Origin of the sequence: uncultured Oscillibacter sp., from assembly GCF_910584465.1 — a bacterium.
Classification (GTDB): Bacteria; Bacillota; Clostridia; order Oscillospirales; family Oscillospiraceae; genus Oscillibacter.
This window is the reverse complement of record NZ_CAJUBK010000001.1, coordinates 104,311-121,487: the sequence shown is the minus strand read 5'-3', so window position 1 is coordinate 121,487 and position 17,177 is coordinate 104,311. Positions and strand designations below refer to the sequence as shown.

Below are 17,177 nucleotides of genomic sequence, written 5' to 3'. Positions count from 1 at the left end.
TTACTCGTAAATGACCTTGCTGCCCTCTGCGGTCTTCACCACGTCCACGCTCTGCGGGAATCTCGACTTCATGGCCGGGTCGTGGGTGATCGCCATGACCTTGAGGCTGCCGTACCGCTGCTGAATGGCTTCCAGCGCGTCGCAGTAGGCTTGTACACCGGGCGAGTCGAGGAAGGGCGGCTCGTCGATGAACAAGAATCCGAGCTGCACCCCGGCCTTGCTGCTCTTGATCTCCGAGAGTGCCAGAATGACCGAGAGGGCCGCTTTGACGCGCTCTCCGCCGCTCCGGCTCATGTACGGGAGCCGCCCGGTGTCGCTGTCGTTGATGATGATGTCGAGGGTCGTGACCTCTTTCTTGGCGTTGCTCTTGAGCACCTTCTCGGTGACGAACTCGACGCTCATGTGTCCCTGCGACATCTGGCCGAGGATATTGGTGGCCGTGGCCTCGAAGATGGGGATGATGCTGCGGATGATGTTGTGGGGTATGCCGTCCTGCGAGAACGCCTTTTTCAGCTCCTCGTATCCGGCGGCCTTGACCGACTGCGCGTTGACCTGCTCTTGCAGCTCCGCCGCCTCCGCCAGCTTCTTTTCCGCCTGCTCCATCTGTGCCTTGAGGCCGCCCAGCGCAATGTCCGCGCTCCGCGCCGCCTCCTGCAAGCTCCTGATTTCGGCCTCCGCCCTGTCAACCTGCGCTTGCAGCTCCTCCCTGCCGACGGTCTTGCTCTGCTCCACCGCCAGCTCTGTCCGGGCCTCGGTGATCTCCTTCTCGATGGCCTCGATCTCCTCGCCCAGCTCAAGGACGCGCTGCGCCGCCGCCGACTTTTGCTCCCGCGCCACGGGGAGTTGCTTCTCCTTGTCCAGCCAAAGCCGGGCCACGGCGATTTCGGATTGCAGGCGCGTGTAGCTCGCATTGGCCGTCTCCGCGCTGGTGATCTGCTTCTCTACCGCCGCCAGCTCCTCCCGGTTCTTCGCCGCCGTGTCCTCCGCGTCTGATACAGCCTTTGCCAGCTCCGCTGCCCGCTCCTCCAAGAGCTTCAGCTCGCTCCGCTGCGCGGCGAGGTTCTGGTACTCCCGCTCTGCGGCTTCGAGGGAGCGCAGAGAGGCCCGCAAAGAGGCGACTTCCTCCGGGTGGTATAAACTGTCGGCCAAGGCCGTCTGCGCCAGAGAGAGGGCTTCGAGGGCCGCCTGACGGCCTTTCTGGTACTCCTCCTCAAGCCTTGCGAGCTGAGCCTCCTTCTCCGGGATATAATTTCTGGCCGCGAGCGCGTCCTTGAGGAATTTGCAGGTAGCCCGCTCAACGTCCGGGCACCCGCTGTTTTCCAGCATGGCGGCCTTATCCTTGAGGGAGGAGAGCTGCTGCTCCGCCTGCCAAACGACCGTTTTGTGTTCCCGGTCGAGCTTATCCACCTCCGCCTGTGCCAGCGCCGCCTCCTGCTCCGCTTTCCTGTACTCGGTCTCATGGCTCTCCTGCTCCGCGAGCCGCTGGGCCTTGACCGTGTACTCGGTGTGCTTCCCGGCCAGCTCCGCTTCACGGTAGAGGGCCTGCGCCACCGATGTAGTCTTTGCGGTGACGGCGGCTTTCTTCCTTCTCGCCTCTGCCGCTGTGTAGTCAGCCTGATTGATCGCGTCGATAAGCTGCCCTTTCCGGGAAATAAGGCTGTCGTAGGTCGCCTTGCCTCCAATCAGCTCCTTCTCGCGCTCCAACAGGGCGTTGTAACTCGCCACGCCTGCGGTGATTTCCGCCTCCGCCGCGAGGATGGTGTCTGCCGCCGTGATAATCCCTACCTGCGAGGTCTTGGTGGCCTCCTTGGTGGCTTTCTGGCCCGTGAGGGTGGTTATCTTGCTGTTGAGCCGCATTACCCGGCCAGCCGCTTCGAGCTGCGTGTTGAGCTTGACCTTGAGGCCGTCTACGGCTGCCGCCTTTTCCTGCGCCCCCGCCTCATAGTTCTGTCGGCTCTGCTCCTGATAGGCGATTTGAGCTTCCAGCTCCGCCCGGTCGGGCAGCCCTGCGGTGATCGCCTCCGCCTTGTCCATGAGGCTGCGGACGGCCCGGTTGGTATCGGTTGCCCGCTCCGCCGCCAGCTCCTCCATGCCCGCGTAGATACCCAGCCCCAAAATGCTGCCGAGGATGTTCATGCGGGCTTCTTTGTCGGCCTGCAAAAAGAGGCCGTACTGGTCTTGCATGATAAGGGCGCAGGCCTTGAGGGTGAGGCTGTCCATGCCGATGATGTTCTCGATTTCCTGCTGTGTGTCCTTGATCTTCTCCTTGGAGCGGTCGGCCCACTCGCCGTCCACCAGCTCCGCGATATTGATGGTGGCCTTGCCGCTTTTCATGCGGGTGCGCGTCACCCGGTAGAGGCGGTCGCCCAGCTTGAAGGTGAACTTGATGGCCCCGCTCCGGGCCTCCGGGTCATTGCAAATCCAGCCCGTCAGCTCGCCCTCTCGCGGCTCCTCGAAAAGAGCGTCAAGCATAGCGTCCATGAAAAGGCTGCTCTTTCCTACGCCGTTGCTGCCGTTGATGGTGCAGAAGCGGATGGGGTCGAAGCTGAATTTCTCCTCCCGGTAGTTGCGGTAGTTCTTGACCTCAATCTCCACCGGGACGAATAACCCCGTGTGCCGTTCCGCCGTGGCCCGCTCCGTAGCCTCCGAGATAATGGGCCGGGCCAGCTCCACCAGCTCTCCGACGCGCTCCGGCTCCATGCCCTTCTCGGTGAGGTAGTCCGTGAGGTTGCTCTCCGGGGTACCGTCTGCGTCCATGCTCTGGCGGTCTACCGTGATGGTGATTTTCTGCGGGGTGATCTCCTGCACCCAAAAAGCCCCGGCCACATCCCGCAGCCAGCTTTCGAGGGTGCCATGGTTGAACGCCTTGTTATGCTCGTCGGTGCAGTCGTAGAGGACGCGCACGATCTTGTCCTTGGCCTCCTCCTGATACTTGAGAAGCGGCTCGGTAAAGAGCCAGTCGCCCGTGCTGGTGATCTCCCCGATGTCCTCGTCGTTCAGACGGATGGTGAGGTGTTCCCGTGTCGGGAGTTGGTGGAAGTTGGAGACCACGGCCCCGTCGTCGATGCCGTGGATGTAGTAGCCCCTCTCCTGCCCCTCGTCGTTGAAATTTAGCTGGGAGACGGCCCCGCAGTAGAAGGTGTTTTTGCAGCCGTCGAGCTGCTGCGGGCGGTGGATGTGGCCGAAGCAAACGAGGTCGAAGTCCGCCGCCGTGAGGGTGTCCGGGTAGACCACAGGCTCAAACTGGGAGAAGAACGCCGTCTGCCCGCTCTCCATGTTGGCCCCGGTGATGGTGAAGTGCCCCATCAGCACCGAGGGAATCCCCGGCTCGCATTTGGCCTTGAGACCGATGATGATGTCCTCAATGGCCTTGGTGAACACCTCGTTCTCCTCCTCTGAGGAGAGGCCGGGGTGCTGCGCCCGGTAGTACCCCCGGTCAAATCCGGGGACGCAGGCGACATTCAACCATCCGCCACTGTTCCCCTTGACGAGGTGTACCCCCGGCTCGGTGATGATCTGTACCCGGTTGTCGAACGCGAAGGTACTTGTCAGCGTGGCGAACTGCTCCGCGCTGTCGTGGTTCGGGGTGCCCCGCATGACGACCACCGGGCAGATGAAAGAAAGCTCCCGGAGGAAGCTCACCGCCGTCTGCTGCTCCTTGAGGCCCCGGTCGCTCCATACCCGCGCCTGATGGAAGATGTCTCCGGCGATAACCGCAATGTCCGGCTGCTGCTCTCGCGCCCCGGCCACCAGCGCGTCGAGGCACTGGCAGATGTCGAGGAAACGGGCGTTCTCGCCGTCCTTCTCCGGGCCGGGGAAGTTGCCGATGTGCAGGTCTCCCGTATGTAAAACCTTGATTCCCATTACTGATTACCTCCCTGCTTCCTCTGGCAGTTCATACAGAGCGTCCGCCCGTACTGCTCCTGACTGTACTTCACTACGCCGTTGCTGCACTTGGCTCCGCACTCGGTACAGATGGTCGGGTCGAAGTCCGGGGCCGTCTCCGCTGCCCGCTGCTGCCTCTGCTGCTGCTGGCGGGGAGGCTCCGGCGGGGCCTCCTCGTAGGCGTGGCTTCCCGTGATGGGTTTGCCGGGGGCCTCGTACTCCATACCCTCCTCCACGTCGTCCTCGACGAAGATGGCCTTGCGAGCGTCCGGCGTGTGGCCGCCGTAAAGCTCCTGCGCCGAGGTGAACATGTGCCTGATCGCCTCCGCTTTCACGGCCTCGTTGTTGAGGTTCGGGACGAGGTAGGCCACCACGAAGGGCTTGCGCAGCTCCTCGATGGTGTAGGTGCTCTTGATGTGCATGGCCGCCCGGAGTGCCCGGTTGATCGCCTTGGTCTCGCACATTTCCGAGCGGAACTTTAGAAATTCCTTGCGCTGCGCGTCGCTCATGCCGTCGGTCACGTCCTGCACGATGATCTCCTTGTGTGCGACGATCTCGATGCTCTCCCCGGTAAGCTGGGGGACGGAAATGCGGGCCTCGAATTTCACATCCTTGTTCCCGCAAGCCCCGCAGTTGACCGGGCGGCCAATGCTGCGGTTGACCTCCGCGCATTTCTGGCAGGTGGATGGGATGATGGGGCGCGTCCCCAAAATCTTGATGCCCGCCGCCCGCATGAGCTTGTTGAGGCCCTTCTTGGTGAGGGCGTAGCCCGCAGGGGTGGCCGGGCGGTCTTTCCACGCGCTCTTGGCCTTCTCCTGCTCGTAGATTTCCTTGTCCGCGAGGTTGGTGGAAATTTGCACCGCGTTCATCACGGGCTTATGGATGTCGGCGATTTCCGCCACCGTCTGCATCGGGACGAGGAGGTTATACCGCTCTGCCGGATATTGCTGGGTAATCATCAGGGCGTTCCCGGCTCCCTGCGTCGCTAAATCGGTTGCCATTTTGTGAATCCTCCTATTGCATTTGTCGGACTTCTATGCTACAATAGGGGTGGTTGAGAGGCGGCCCTGTGCTTTGCACGGGCTGTCTTTTTTTGTCCCTGTTATTTCATAGCTGTCCGCGAGTTCTGCTGTGAGCCGCCGGAGGCGGTCGCTACGAACGGCCTCCGCGATAAGCTGGGCGAGATAGTACGGCTCCCGCCTCTCGCCGTTTGCATCCCCCTCTCTGTCGATGATGTATTGGAGCTTTCGCTCCGCGCTCTCGCAGGCCCTACGCCACTCCTGCGGCTCTATCGCCGCCCCGAGGTAACGCTCTGCCTGCTGCTGCATCGGTTCTGCCATGCGCCGAATCACCTCCCGTCGCAGGCTTGTCCTCTGCGTCGTCTGGCCTCCGGGTAAGGCAGTCGCACCGCTCTCCGGGGTCGAGGTGATCGCCGCAGTACGGGCAAATCCTGTAATATGCCACCTGTTCTACCCCTCCTTCACCAAGTCAAGGCCATCCACGGCATAGCCCCCGGACTTTCCTTCCAGTTTAACGACCATCGTGCCGCAGCAATTCCACGGTTCAGATTTGACCGTCCAAACCTTTCCCCTGTTGGCCTCGCTGACGTGGTAGTTGTCGTTCATCGTGACCTTATCGCCCGGTCTCAATTCGTTCACGGCCCCTGCCTCCTATCGGTAAAACTTGTGGCCGCCATACTCAAACAGGAACTCAAGGTTCCGGCTGTGCCAGCCGTCTTTCCCAGTGCTCTCGAAGTAAAAGGCCCCTTGGCTCTCGTCCCATCCGCTCTCCACCAGCGCAAGCGCCTCTGCGCACTCCTCGTCCGGCTCCGTCGTCCAATATCTGCCGCCCTCGGCAACAGGGGAAAACTGCCAGACGTTTCCGTAGTGCTGGAAAATGACCGCCTCGATGCTGTCTGGGAACTGATCGCTCCATACCCGGTTGAGTACGACGAGCATAACCAGCGCCTTTCCCTCGACGCTCTCGCCCTCCGCCTCGGCCATGGCTATCTTCATCAGCATTTCAGCGTCCTCGCCGTCCCAGTCGTAGCTATAAATCGCGCTGGTGTATGTAGTCTCCGGCTCCTGCGTGGGCTGCGGCTCCGTCATAGCCGCTGTGGGCTGGGCCTCTACGACCGTCGGCTCCGCTGTCTGCTGTTCCGCCTCCGTGAAGACTGAAAATACCGCCGCCGCTGCTGCTGCCGTGAACAACAGCGCCACCAGCGCCGTCACAACGGCAGGCATATACAGCCGTTTCTTTCTGTGTCTCATGGTGTCCTCCTTTGTGGTGGCAGGCTTGTCCGCCTGCCGGGTGTGCGGCGCTCCCTGCGCCGCTTGTTTTTTAATCCGCTGCGAGCGCCGCCGCTGAAATTGCCGCCTGCGCCGCCTGCGCGATTTCCTTGAGTATTTTCCGAACGTCCTCCGGGGTCTTGTCCCGGCAGCAGTCGTCCGCGATCTTGATTCTGGTGTTGCCTACAGTAAAATCCCTCACGATATGCGGGCCTTGCCCTGTGTCGGCCATGCTACCAACCTCCTCCCCCGCAACTGTATTCCGAGAGGGGTCGTCCCTATTCGGCAGTAGGCTCGCTTTGGAGCTTTTCGAGCACGGCCAGCGCCTCGTCCATTCGCCGCCGGACTTCCAGCAGCTCGTCTCGAAGCTGGGGTAGCTGCTTTGCCTCGCTCTCGTCCACCATCCCGTCGTCCAGTATCTCGGAGAGGCTGGCGGCTACGGCGTTCACCCCCGTCTTTGCGTTTTGCAGCCTGATAAGTACGCGCTCCGGCGGCATTTCGGGTATCTCCCGGCAGTCCTTCCCAAGCGGACACTCTTGGGAGCAATACCACGCTCGCAGCTCCGGCTCGTTATAAGCGTCGGCCATCAGCGCGACCACGACGTTCGGCGGACGGGTGATGTCCAGCTCGTACTTCTTGAGGCTGTCCTCGGTCACGCCGGGGAGGTATTCGACCGCTCCCGCTCTCGTCAAGAGCTTTTCGTTGTACTTTGCGGCCCTCATTCGTGCCTCGAAGTACCTGTTGCCTATGGCTTTTGTGGCTTGCCTCGGCATTTATTTTCGCCTCCTCCTGCGGTAAAATGGGCGTAGGTTGAAACAAGGGGATTGACGCAAAAGACGGCTTCTCCTCGTGCTTGCCCGCACATTGTGCCCCGTTTCGGGTCATTCTGCGGTAAAAAAATTACTTCCTGACGGGCATGGTGTTGTCGAAGATGTCGTCGCCGTAGTAGTTCAGCGCCCGCTTGATGCGCAAGGCCAGTTTCAAAGACGGCTGCTTATCCCCGGTCTCGATCTGCGTGTAGTGTGTGCGGCTGGCCCCGACCACAGCGCTAAACGTCTGCTGCGTGTACCCGTGGGCCTCCCGCAAACGTCTCAGCTTCACCCTCATGGTGTCTCCTCCTCTCCGCATGATGTCCCTTTCCGGGCCTGCAAGCTCATTATAGTCCCTTTTGGGGTCATTGTCAACCATTTTCTTCGGCTGCCTTTATTTTTTACCCTCGATTGCCGCTTATCGGGTCATTGGCTACACAAAACGGGGCAAAACAAGTATAATAAAACTTCATGGAGGTGCTGCAAATGCAAAAGTTTTCCACCCGGCTCATTTCCCTGCGCAAGGAGCGGGGAATGACGCAGACCGATTTGGCGAATCTCATACACAAGAAGCGCTCCACCGTCTCCGGGTACGAGATTGAGGACAAGGAGCCGGACTTTGAGACGGTCTGCTTTCTGGCCCATTACTTCGACGTGTCCACCGACTACCTGCTGGGGTATTCGGACGAGAAGAACCACACCGAGCAGGTCTTCTACAACGACCGCGTGAACTTCGAGCGACACTTCAAGGCCATGCCTGCGGAGCTGCGCCCGGTCGTCTCCAAGTGCTTCGACGACTTCTACCTGCTCCTCAACCGGGATATGCAGCTTGCCCGTCCCGAGCGCCTGCGCGTCTACCAAGAGCTGCTTCATACCCTGCAATCCCTCCGGGCCGACATCCGCAAGCTGATCGAATCCTCCGGCGGTGCCATCACCGACCCGGTGGCTCTGTCTGACCTCATGGCCTTGCAGGGCCAGCTCAAGAACGAGGTCTCCGCCCTGCTGGACAAGCTCATGCAGGCGGATATGGAGGTCGCGTTTAACGTCAAGAAAGACGCTGGCGGGAGCGATACGGGGTCTACAAGGTCGTCGGCGGTGTGATCTACGTTGACTTCTTCCGGCCCCGTAGAACGGCGCATAGGAGGTGATTCCCGTGCCGTACTGTATGTACCTGCGTAAGTCCCGCGCCGACGCGGAAGCCGAGGCCCGTGGCGAGGGCGAGACGCTGGCCCGGCACGAAAAGGCCCTTTTGGAGCTGTCTAAGCGCCTGCGCCTCAACGTCACCGAGATTTATCGGGAAGTCGTCTCCGGCGAGACTATCGCCGCCCGGCCTGTCATGCAGCGGCTCCTCTCCGAGGTGGAGCAGGGCGCGTGGGAGGGTGTGCTGGTGATGGAGGTCGAGCGTCTGGCCCGTGGCGACACCATCGACCAGGGCATCGTCGCGCAGACGTTCAAGTTTTCCGACACCCGGATAATCACCCCCATCAAGACCTACGATCCTGCCAACGAGTACGACGAGGAGTATTTCGAGTTCGGCCTGTTCATGTCCCGGCGCGAGTATAAGACAATCAACCGCCGCTTGCAGCGCGGGCGCGTCGCCTCCGTCAAGGAGGGCAAGTATGTCAGCAACAAGGCCCCCTACGGCTACCGCCGCGTGAAGCTGGAACACGACAAGGGCTTTACCCTCGAAGTTGTCCCAGAGGAGGCCGATGTTATCCGGCTGATATACGACCTCTACACCGCTGGGGAGCTTCTGCCGGACGGCACCCGCAAGCGCCTCGGTGTCTCCCTGATCGTGCGCCGTCTCAATGCCCTCAAGGTGCCAACTAAGATGGGCGGGGATTGGGTGGTGGCTACCATCCGGGATATTCTAATCAATCCCGTGTACTGCGGGAAAATCCGCTGGAATTGGCGGCACCAAGTCAAGAGGATGGTGGACGGCCAGCTCGTCGTTGAGCGGCCCCGCGCCTCTGTGGAGGAGTGTGTTATCGTGGACGGCCTGCATCCCAAAATCATATCCGAGGAGCAGTTCAACCTCGCTCAAGAGCTGATGTCGAAAAATCCCCCGCGCCCCATCGGGGAGCGCTACACAGTCAAAAGCCCTCTCGCCGGACTGGTGATCTGCGGGAAGTGTGGCCGCCGGATGGTGCGCCGCCCGTACAGCCACAACACTCCGCCCACCCTCATGTGTGCTGCTACCTCCTGCACCAACGTCTCCGCCTACTTCTCCCTCGTCGAGCAGCGCGTCCTTGACGGCCTCCGGGAGTGGCTTGAGGACTACCGCCTCGAATGGGGTCTCGACGCTCCGCAGGACACCTCCCTGCTTGAGCAGAAGCGCCGGGCGGCCAAGCGCCTCTCCGGGGAGCTTGCCACGCTGGATAAGCAGCTCGACAACGTACATGACCTGTTGGAGCAGGGGGTCTACTCCACCGAGAAATTTCTTGAGCGCTCCCGTGTCCTCGCCGAGAAAATCCAGACCGCGAAGGAAAGCCTTGAGGCCATCGAGACGGAGATCGCCCTCGACGCTGCGCGGGAGGAATCCCGCCGCAGTATTATCCCGAAGGTGGAGCACCTGCTGGCCGTCTACGACGACCTTCCGAGCGCGAAGGATAAGAACGATATGCTAAAAGGGGTGCTCGAAAAGGTCGTCTACACCAAGGAGCGCGGTGTCCGGGACGGCGGCTCCCACGACGGCTTTGAGCTGGTGCTGTACCCCCGGCTCCCGCCGTCCGTCCCCCCTGCCAAAAAGTGAAACAGAGGCCGTTCCCGCGCCTGCGGGGGCGGCCTCTGTTGATAACCTGATTGGACGAACGAGCTGGGCCACCTGGAGATGGTAGGCACCCTGGTCCACCAGCTGACCCGGGATCTCGATGAGGAACAGATCCGGACCGCCGGGTTCGACACCTATTTCGTGGACCACACCACGGGCGTCTACCCTCAGTTCGCTTCCGGCTATCCCTGGTCCGCTTCCACGATGCAGGTGACCGGCGACCTCATCGCGGATCTGACGGAGGACCTGGCGGCGGAGCAGAAGGCCCGCCTCACCTATGACAACATCCTCCGCCTTTCCGACGACCCGGATGTCAACGACGTCATCAAGTTCCTCCGGGCGCGGGAAGTCGTCCACTTCCAGCGGTTCGGCGAGGGCCTGCGGCTGGCGAAGGATCGGATGAACGAGAAGAACGTCTATTATATGAACCCTTCCTTCGACAAATGAACGAGGAGAGCGGCGGGCATGCCCGCCGCTCTCCCTGCGTTCACTCCAGCATCGCCGCGAACTCGTCCTCTGTCAGGACGGGGATGCCCAGCTCCTCTGCCTTTTTCAGCTTGCTGCCGGCGGCCTCCCCCGCTACCACATAGGTGGTCCGCTTGGAGACGGACCCGGCGGCCTTCCCGCCCCGCTCCTCGATCAGCGCCTGGGCGGCCTTGCGGTCGAACCGGGAAAGCGTCCCGGTGAGGACGAAGGTCATCCCCGCGAAGCGCTCGTCCACCAGCTCCTCCCTGCTCTCCATATTGACGCCGGCGGCTTTCAGCCGGGCGATCAGGTCCTTCGCCTGGGGCGAGGAGAGGTGGTCCACCACGCACTGGGCCGTCACGCTGCCCACGTCGTCGATCTCGGTCAGCTCCTCCGCCCCGGCGGCGGAGAGGGCGTCCATCGTGCGGAAATGGGCGGCCAGCACCTTCGCAGCCTTCTCCCCCACCTGCCGGATCCCCAGGCCATAGATCAGGCGGCTGAGGTCGTTCTTTTTCGAGCGCTCGATGGCGGCCAGGAGGTTCTCCGCCGACTTCTTCCCCATCCGATCCAGCTTGGCCACTCCCTCCGCCTCCAGGCCGTAGAGGTCCGCCGCGTTAGCGACCATGCCGCTGTCGATGAGCTGCTGCACCACGGCGGGGCCGCAGCCGTCGATATCCATGGCGTCCCGGCTGGCGAAATGGGTCAGGTTCCTCAAAAGCTGGGCGGGGCATTCCGCCCCGGTACAACGGATGGCGGCGCCGTCCTCGTCCCGGCGGACCGGCGCGCCGCAGACCGGGCAGACCTCGGGGAAGCGATAGGGCTCCGTCCCCTCGGGGCGTTTCGAGATATCCACGCCCACCACCTCCGGGATGATCTCCCCCGCCTTCTGCACGATGACAGTGTCCCCGATCCGGATATCCTTCTCGGTGATGAGGTCTTGGTTGTGGAGCGTCGCGTTGGTGACGGTCGTCCCCGCCAGGCGGACAGGCGTCAGCACCGCCTTGGGCGTCAGCACGCCGGTGCGGCCCACCTGGATGACGATATCCACCACCCGGGCAGGCTTTTTCTCCGGCGGGTACTTGAACGCCACCGCCCACTTCGGGGACTTCGCCGTACTGCCCAATCTCGCACGGTCTGTCAAGGAATCTACCTTCACGACCGCTCCGTCGATATCGAAGGGGTACGCCATCCGTCCATCGCCGATCCGGGCGATCTCCGCCTGACAGGCGGCCGTCCCGGAGAGCGTCACGTGCGGGATGACCCGGAAACGCTGGGATGCCAGATAATCCAGTGTCTCCTGGTGGGAGACGAACTCCCTCCCCTCCGCCAGCTGGAGGTTGAAGACCTGGATGTCCAGCTTCCGCGCCGCGCAGACCCTCGGATCGAGCTGGCGGAGGGAGCCGGCGGCGGCGTTCCGGGGGTTCGCCAGCAGGGCCCTGCCCTGGATCTCCCGCTGGGCGTTCAGCTCCTCGAAGACCGTGCGGGACATATAGACCTCCCCCCGGACGATGAGGCGGGGCAGCTTGTCTGGCAGCGTCATGGGGATCGAGCGGATGGTCTTCAGGTTCTCCGTCACGTCCTCCCCCGTCCGGCCGTCCCCGCGGGTGGCGCCCCGGACGAACACGCCCTCCCGGTACTCCAGCGCCACGGACAGGCCGTCTACCTTCGGTTCCACAGAATAGACCGTCCCGCCGCCCAGCGCTTCGTCCATCCGCTCACAGAACTCCGCCACCTCTCCCGCGCTGAACACGTCCTGCAGGCTCTCCAGGGGGGCCTCATGGGTATAGGCGGAGAACCCCTCCAGCGTCTTCCCGCCGATCCGCTGAGTGGGCGAGTCCGGCGTGACCTCTTCCGGGTGCTGGGCCTCCAGCTCCTCCAGGCGGCGGTTGAGCATGTCGTATTCATAGTCGCTGATGACGGGCGCGTCCAGCACGTAGTATCGGTACCCATGCTCGTTCAGCGCCTCCCGCAGCTGTCCGATCTCTTCACGGTAGTCCATGAGGTCCTCCTGTCAGTTCAAGATATAGTCCTTCGCGTCGCTCTCATAGCTTCCCGGCGTAGAGCTGAAATAGGTGTAAGTGTCCGGCACGGAGCCCACGATGACGGTCTCCGCCACGGTGACGGAGTTGGAGACGGTGGTCGCCGTGGAGAACCCCGGCAGCAGGATGCTGACGGCCACGTCGATATCCAGTACGATCTGGTGCTTGGTCTGGTTGATGCCCGCGGAGGCGAACTCGTTGGCGAAATTGGCGGAAGAGGAGCCCACGGACTCCATCCGCACGTTGATCCCGGGCCCCCGCCCCGCCAGGAGGACGGAGCCGGTGAGGCTGCCCACGGGGATGGACAGCTCCCGGGTGGATACCTGGTCGATCCGGGCCAGGATGATGTCCAAGATCTTGGACTGCAGGCGGTTGAACGCCGCCATATTGCTGTAGATGGCCGTGATCCGCCCCTCGTTGTCCTTTTCGAAGGTGATCAGGTCGCTGTAGCTGATGTTCCCGCTCTCGATGGCCTCGTCGACGGCCTCGGAGACGATGCGGTTGACCATGTTGGAGACCCGGGTCGTGGCGAGGCTGGCCAAGATCGGCCGCATCTGCGTCGTGGCGAAGAGCATGGCGGCCAGCGTCAGCGCCACGGCGGAGAACGCGAAGACGGACAGCAGCGTCCGCCGGGTCGCCCGCCGCCGGTAATGAAGATAGCCCATGAGATCGCCCCCTCAGGCATCCTATGCGCGGCGGGCTTGGTCTTATTTCAGGCCGTTGACGATCTCCTTGAAGACCCTCCCCCGCTCCATGAAATTGGCGAAGCGGTCGAAGGAGGTGCTGGCGGGCGACAAGATCACCACGTCCCCTGCCGACGTCCGGCTCCTGGCCAGGGCGGCGGCCTGGTGGTAGTCCTCCACATCCACGATCTCCAGCCCGGCGTAGCCCTCCGCCTGTTCCACAGCGGCGCGGATGGCGCCGGCCGTGGCGCCGCAGAGGATCAGCAGCTTCACGTGCTCGTTGACCACGGGGCCCAGGCTGTCATAGGAGACGCCCTTGTCCTTCCCCCCGGCGATGAGCACCACTTTCCCCGGGAAAGCGTTCAGCCCCGCGATGGTGCGGCTGGGGCTGGAGGCGATGGAGTCGTTGTACCAGCGCACGCCGTCCAGCTCCCGGATCAGCTCGATCCGGTGCTCCACGCCGCCGAAGCTCCCGGCGAAGGCCCGGATGGTCTCATCGGGGACCTCCCCGTCCACGGCGGCGATGGCGGCCATATAGTTCTCCACGTTGTGGACGCCGGGGAGCTTGATCCCCGCCAAGGGCAGGACGGGCCGCCGGCCCTGCTCATTGGCCATCCAGATGGCCTGCCCCTCGCCGGAAGGGCCCGCGGCGAGATAGGCCCCCCGTCCCACCGCCTCCCGGCGGCTGAAGGTCCGGAGGCCCCCCCGCTCCCGGCCGATGAAGGAGCGGGTGACCTCGTTGTCCGCGTTGAAGACGGCGATGTCCTCCGCCCCCTGATGTGTGAAGATGTTCTCCTTTGCACGGATATACTCGGCATAGTCCTTATGGACGTCCAAATGATTGGGCGCCAGGTTGGTGACGACGGCGATATGGGGGCTCTCCGTCATCGTCATCAGCTGGAAAGAGCTCAGCTCCAGCACGGCGATGTCCGACGGATCCATGCCGCCGGCCTCCGCCAGGAGGGGGTGGCCGATGTTGCCGCCCAGATGGACGGTCCGTCCCGCCGTCCGGAGCAGCTGGGCGATGATGGTGGTGGTCGTGGTCTTCCCGTCGCTGCCGGTGACGGCGATGATGGGGCATGGACAGACCTGGAAGAAGACCTCCATCTCGCTGGTGAGGACGCTCCCCCGCCCCACGGCGGCGGTGAGCTCCGGCAGGTCCGGGCGCATGCCGGGCGTACGGAAGATGACGTCCTCGGTCAGGCCCTCCAAATAGTCCGGCCCCGCCCGGAGCCGGCAGCCCTTCCCCTCCAGCTCTCCCGCCAAAGCGCCCAGCGCCGCCCGGTCCTTTTTGTCACAGGCGGTCACCGCGATGCCCCGGGAGAGCAGCAGCTCGATCAGGGGCCGGTTGGAGACGCCGATGCCGATGACGGCCACGGTCTTGTCTTTCAAAGAGGACAGGTATCCCTCAAAGCTCATAGGAGTCGCTCCTTATCCTTCCCGCCCATGGGCGGGGTCTTGCGCGCCTTTGGATCGTATCGCCTCCGCGGCCACGAAACGGCCCGGCGGCGGGCCCCGCAGGCGGGCCGCGGCACATCCATGCGCCGGCAGGCCCTTGCTCGCTTCGACGGCCGTCCCCGGCCCCCGAGCGCTCCGGCCGGATCGTGTCCCCTATCCCGGGGCGGCCGCTCCCTTATCTTACCATGGCGGAGCGGCCCTGGCAAGGCCCCTCTGCACGGCGGATCCTCCTCGTCCCGCCGGGGAGGGGACGGAAAGGCGGAGACGCGAAACGTCTCCGCCTTTCGATGACAGCCGCCGGGAAGATCAGGCCTTGCCGTTGCAGCCCAGGACGTCCACCAGCTTGTGGCGGACCAGCTCCTTGATGTTGGCGCGGGCGGGCTTCAGATACTGACGGGGGTCGAAGTGGTCGGGATGCTCATTGAAGTACTGCCGGATGGTGCCGGTCATGGCCAGGCGCAGGTCGGAGTCGATGTTGATCTTGCAGACGGCGCTGCGGGCGGCCTTGCGGAGCTGCTCTTCCGGGATGCCGACGGCGTCGGGCATCTTGCCGCCGTTGGCGTTGACCATCTTCACATAGTCCTGGGGCACGCTGGAGGAACCGTGGAGCACGATGGGGAAGCCGGGCAGGCGCTTCACGACCTCTTCCAGGATGTCGAAGCGCAGCGGGGGCGGGACCAGCTCGCCCTTCTCGTTGCGGGTGCACTGGGCGGCGGTGAACTTATACGCGCCGTGGGAGGTGCCGATGGCGATGGCCAGGGAGTCGCAGCCGGTCTTGGAGACGAACTCCTCGACTTCCTCGGGACGGGTGTAGTGGGACTCCTCGGCGGAGACGTTGACCTCGTCCTCCACGCCGGCCAGGGCGCCCAGCTCGGCCTCGACCACCACGCCGTGGTCGTGGGCATACTCGACGACCTTCTTGGTGATCTCGATGTTCTCGGCGAAGGGCTTGGAGCTGGCGTCGATCATGACGGAGGTGAAGCCGCCGTCGATGCAGGACTTGCAGGTCTCGAAGCTGTCGCCGTGGTCCAGGTGCAGCACGACGGGGATCTCGGGGCACTCGATGACCGCGGACTCCACCAGCTTCACGAGATAGGTGTGGTTGGCATAGGCGCGGGCGCCCTTGGAGACCTGGAGGATGACGGGGGCCTTCTCCTCGCGGCAGGCCTCGGTGATGCCCTGAACGATCTCCATGTTGTTGACGTTGAAGGCGCCGATGGCGTACCCTCCGTTATAAGCCTTCTTGAACATCTCGGTAGAAGTGACCAGTGCCATAACAATCATCTCCTGACAAATTTATTTGTCCCGCCCCCGCTGTCCGGGCGGGAAAAGGCCCTTGGCCCTCTTCCGCTCGTTTGCGCAGACGAAAACGATTTTCTTTTATGATAATATCACAAAAAAAATAAAATGCAAGTATTTACAATTCTTTTTTTGGATGGTATGATAAAAATGCTATGGATCCCGTCCCATCGGTAAAGGAAGAAAAATTTTGAGGAGGCTTTTCTCATGAGTGAATTGAAAGGCGCGTGCATCTTCGGCCAGTCCGGCGGCCCCACTTCCGTCATCAACGCCAGCGCTTACGGCGTGATCAGCACCGCGCTGAACGACCCGAACATCACCCGCGTCCTGGGCGCGGAGCACGGCATCAAGGGCGTGCTGAACGACCGCCTGTTCGACATGGGCCAGGAGGACCCCGCCGAGCTGGAGCTGCTCAAGTACACCCCCTCCTCCGCTCTGGGCTCCTGCCGCTATAAGATGAAGGACCCCGATGTGGATGACACCGACTACAAGCGCATCCTGGAGATCTTCAAGAAATACGACGTCCGCTACTTCTTCTACAACGGCGGCAACGACTCCATGGACACCTGCAACAAGATCAGCAAATATATGCAGCAGGTGGGCTATGAGTGCCGGGTCATGGGCGTGCCCAAGACCATCGACAACGACCTCTTCGGCACCGACCACTGCCCCGGCTTCGCCTCCGCCGCCAAGTATATCGCCACGAGCTGCATGGAGGTCTACCAGGACGCCCGGGTCTATGACACCGGCATGATCTGCATCATCGAGATCATGGGCCGCCACGCCGGCTGGCTGGCCGGCGCCGCCGCCCTGGCCTCCGCCTACGGCGCGGGCCCCGACCTGGTCTACCTCCCCGAGGTGGACTTCGACATGGACAAGTTCCTGGCCGATGTGGACCGCATCTATAAGGAGAAGGGCAACTGCATGGTCGCCGTCTCCGAGGGCATCCACTACGCCGACGGCGCCTTCGTCTCCGAGGCGAAGACCTCCGCCACCGACGGCTTCGGCCACGCCCAGCTGGGCGGCCTGGCCGCTATGCTGGCCGATGCCTGCAAGCAGAAGACCGGCGCCAAGGTCCGCGGCATCGAGCTGAGCCTGCTCCAGCGCTGCGGCGCGCACCTGGCCTCCGAGACCGACATCGAGGAGTCCTTCATGTCCGGCAAGGCCGCCGTGGAGAACGCCGTGGCCGGCATCACCGACAAGATGGTGGGCTTCGAGCGCTGCTATGAGGACGGCCGCTATGTCTGCAAGACCAAGCTGCTGGGCCTCACCGACGTGGCCAACACCGAGAAGAAGGTCCCCCTGGAGTGGATCAACGCCACCCACGACGGCGTGACCAAGGATTTCATCGACTATGCCCTGCCCCTGATCCAGGGCGAGCCCAAGCTGCCCAAGCAGGACTCCCTGCCCCGCTTCGCCAAGCTGAAGAAGGTCCTGGCGAAGTAAGCCCCCCACAGCCGAAGCAGCCCCGCTCGAAAGAG

16 protein-coding genes are annotated in these 17,177 nt (G+C 63.0%); 4 read left to right on the top strand and 12 right to left on the bottom strand.

The features are described from left to right. The 8 genes from sbcD to QZ332_RS00645 all read right to left on the bottom strand — a co-directional run bounded on the left by sbcD (nt 1) and on the right by QZ332_RS00645 (nt 7,280). Nucleotides 1-3,864, bottom strand: a complete 3,864-nt coding sequence (gene sbcD, locus QZ332_RS00680) for an exonuclease subunit SbcD (protein WP_295761086.1) — start codon at nt 3,862-3,864, stop codon at nt 1-3. Beyond that, nucleotides 3,864-4,886: a hypothetical protein gene (locus tag QZ332_RS00675; protein ID WP_295761085.1), complete on the bottom strand. Its 1,023-nt coding sequence runs from the start codon at nt 4,884-4,886 to the stop codon at nt 3,864-3,866. The genes sbcD and QZ332_RS00675 overlap by 1 nt, the downstream gene beginning before the upstream one ends. A gap of 33 nt (nt 4,887-4,919) precedes the next feature. Further along, on the bottom strand, nt 4,920-5,225 hold the full coding sequence (locus tag QZ332_RS00670) for a hypothetical protein (RefSeq protein ID WP_295761084.1): 306 nt from the start codon (nt 5,223-5,225) through the stop codon (nt 4,920-4,922). A 129-nt stretch (nt 5,226-5,354) separates the two neighbouring features. Beyond that, nucleotides 5,355-5,543, bottom strand: a complete 189-nt coding sequence (locus QZ332_RS00665) for a hypothetical protein (protein WP_295761083.1) — start codon at nt 5,541-5,543, stop codon at nt 5,355-5,357. 12 nt (nt 5,544-5,555) lie between these two features. After that, nucleotides 5,556-6,155 (bottom strand): cell wall hydrolase, encoded by a 600-nt coding sequence (locus QZ332_RS00660; RefSeq protein ID WP_295761082.1) that lies wholly within the window; start codon nt 6,153-6,155, stop codon nt 5,556-5,558. A 70-nt stretch (nt 6,156-6,225) separates the two neighbouring features. Beyond that, a complete protein-coding gene (locus tag QZ332_RS00655; RefSeq protein WP_295761081.1) occupies nt 6,226-6,405 on the bottom strand; it encodes a hypothetical protein in 180 nt (59 codons plus the stop codon). Between the two features lie 46 nt (nt 6,406-6,451). After that, entirely contained in the window at nt 6,452-6,946 is a 495-nt protein-coding gene (locus QZ332_RS00650) for a hypothetical protein (RefSeq protein ID WP_295761080.1), read from the bottom strand. 127 nt (nt 6,947-7,073) lie between these two features. Beyond that, complete coding sequence (locus QZ332_RS00645; protein ID WP_295761079.1) at nt 7,074-7,280, bottom strand: helix-turn-helix transcriptional regulator; 207 nt, start codon at nt 7,278-7,280, stop codon at nt 7,074-7,076. Between the two features lie 173 nt (nt 7,281-7,453). Here QZ332_RS00645 and QZ332_RS00640 point away from each other — a divergent pair, with 173 nt between their 5' ends. The 3 genes from QZ332_RS00640 (at nt 7,454) to QZ332_RS00630 (ending at nt 10,199) form a co-directional block, all read left to right on the top strand. After that, entirely contained in the window at nt 7,454-8,083 is a 630-nt protein-coding gene (locus QZ332_RS00640; protein WP_367116640.1) for a helix-turn-helix domain-containing protein, read from the top strand. A 64-nt stretch (nt 8,084-8,147) separates the two neighbouring features. Beyond that, the gene (locus QZ332_RS00635; protein ID WP_295761078.1) at nt 8,148-9,734 is read left to right on the top strand and encodes a recombinase family protein; all 1,587 of its coding nucleotides are present in this window, start codon (nt 8,148-8,150) and stop codon (nt 9,732-9,734) included. A gap of 63 nt (nt 9,735-9,797) precedes the next feature. Then, nucleotides 9,798-10,199 (top strand): manganese catalase family protein, encoded by a 402-nt coding sequence (locus QZ332_RS00630; protein WP_295761257.1) that lies wholly within the window; start codon nt 9,798-9,800, stop codon nt 10,197-10,199. Between the two features lie 40 nt (nt 10,200-10,239). Here QZ332_RS00630 and ligA read toward each other — a convergent pair whose 3' ends face one another. The 4 genes from ligA to fba all read right to left on the bottom strand — a co-directional run bounded on the left by ligA (nt 10,240) and on the right by fba (nt 15,672). Further along, entirely contained in the window at nt 10,240-12,216 is a 1,977-nt protein-coding gene (ligA, locus tag QZ332_RS00625; protein ID WP_295761077.1) for an NAD-dependent DNA ligase LigA, read from the bottom strand. Between the two features lie 12 nt (nt 12,217-12,228). After that, nucleotides 12,229-12,921, bottom strand: coding sequence for a sporulation protein YunB (yunB, locus tag QZ332_RS00620; RefSeq protein ID WP_295761075.1), 693 nt, complete (start codon nt 12,919-12,921; stop codon nt 12,229-12,231). A gap of 42 nt (nt 12,922-12,963) precedes the next feature. After that, nucleotides 12,964-14,358 carry a UDP-N-acetylmuramoyl-L-alanine--D-glutamate ligase gene (murD, locus tag QZ332_RS00615; RefSeq protein ID WP_295761074.1) on the bottom strand — a complete coding sequence of 465 codons (1,395 nt, stop codon included), beginning with the start codon at nt 14,356-14,358 and terminating at the stop codon, nt 12,964-12,966. A 345-nt stretch (nt 14,359-14,703) separates the two neighbouring features. Next, nucleotides 14,704-15,672 carry a class II fructose-1,6-bisphosphate aldolase gene (gene fba / locus QZ332_RS00610; protein WP_295761073.1) on the bottom strand — a complete coding sequence of 323 codons (969 nt, stop codon included), beginning with the start codon at nt 15,670-15,672 and terminating at the stop codon, nt 14,704-14,706. Nucleotides 15,673-15,903: 231 nt separating this feature from the next. Here fba and QZ332_RS00605 point away from each other — a divergent pair, with 231 nt between their 5' ends. Further along, nucleotides 15,904-17,142 (top strand): 6-phosphofructokinase, encoded by a 1,239-nt coding sequence (locus tag QZ332_RS00605; RefSeq protein ID WP_295761072.1) that lies wholly within the window; start codon nt 15,904-15,906, stop codon nt 17,140-17,142. The last annotated feature ends 35 nt before the right edge of the window (nt 17,143-17,177 follow it).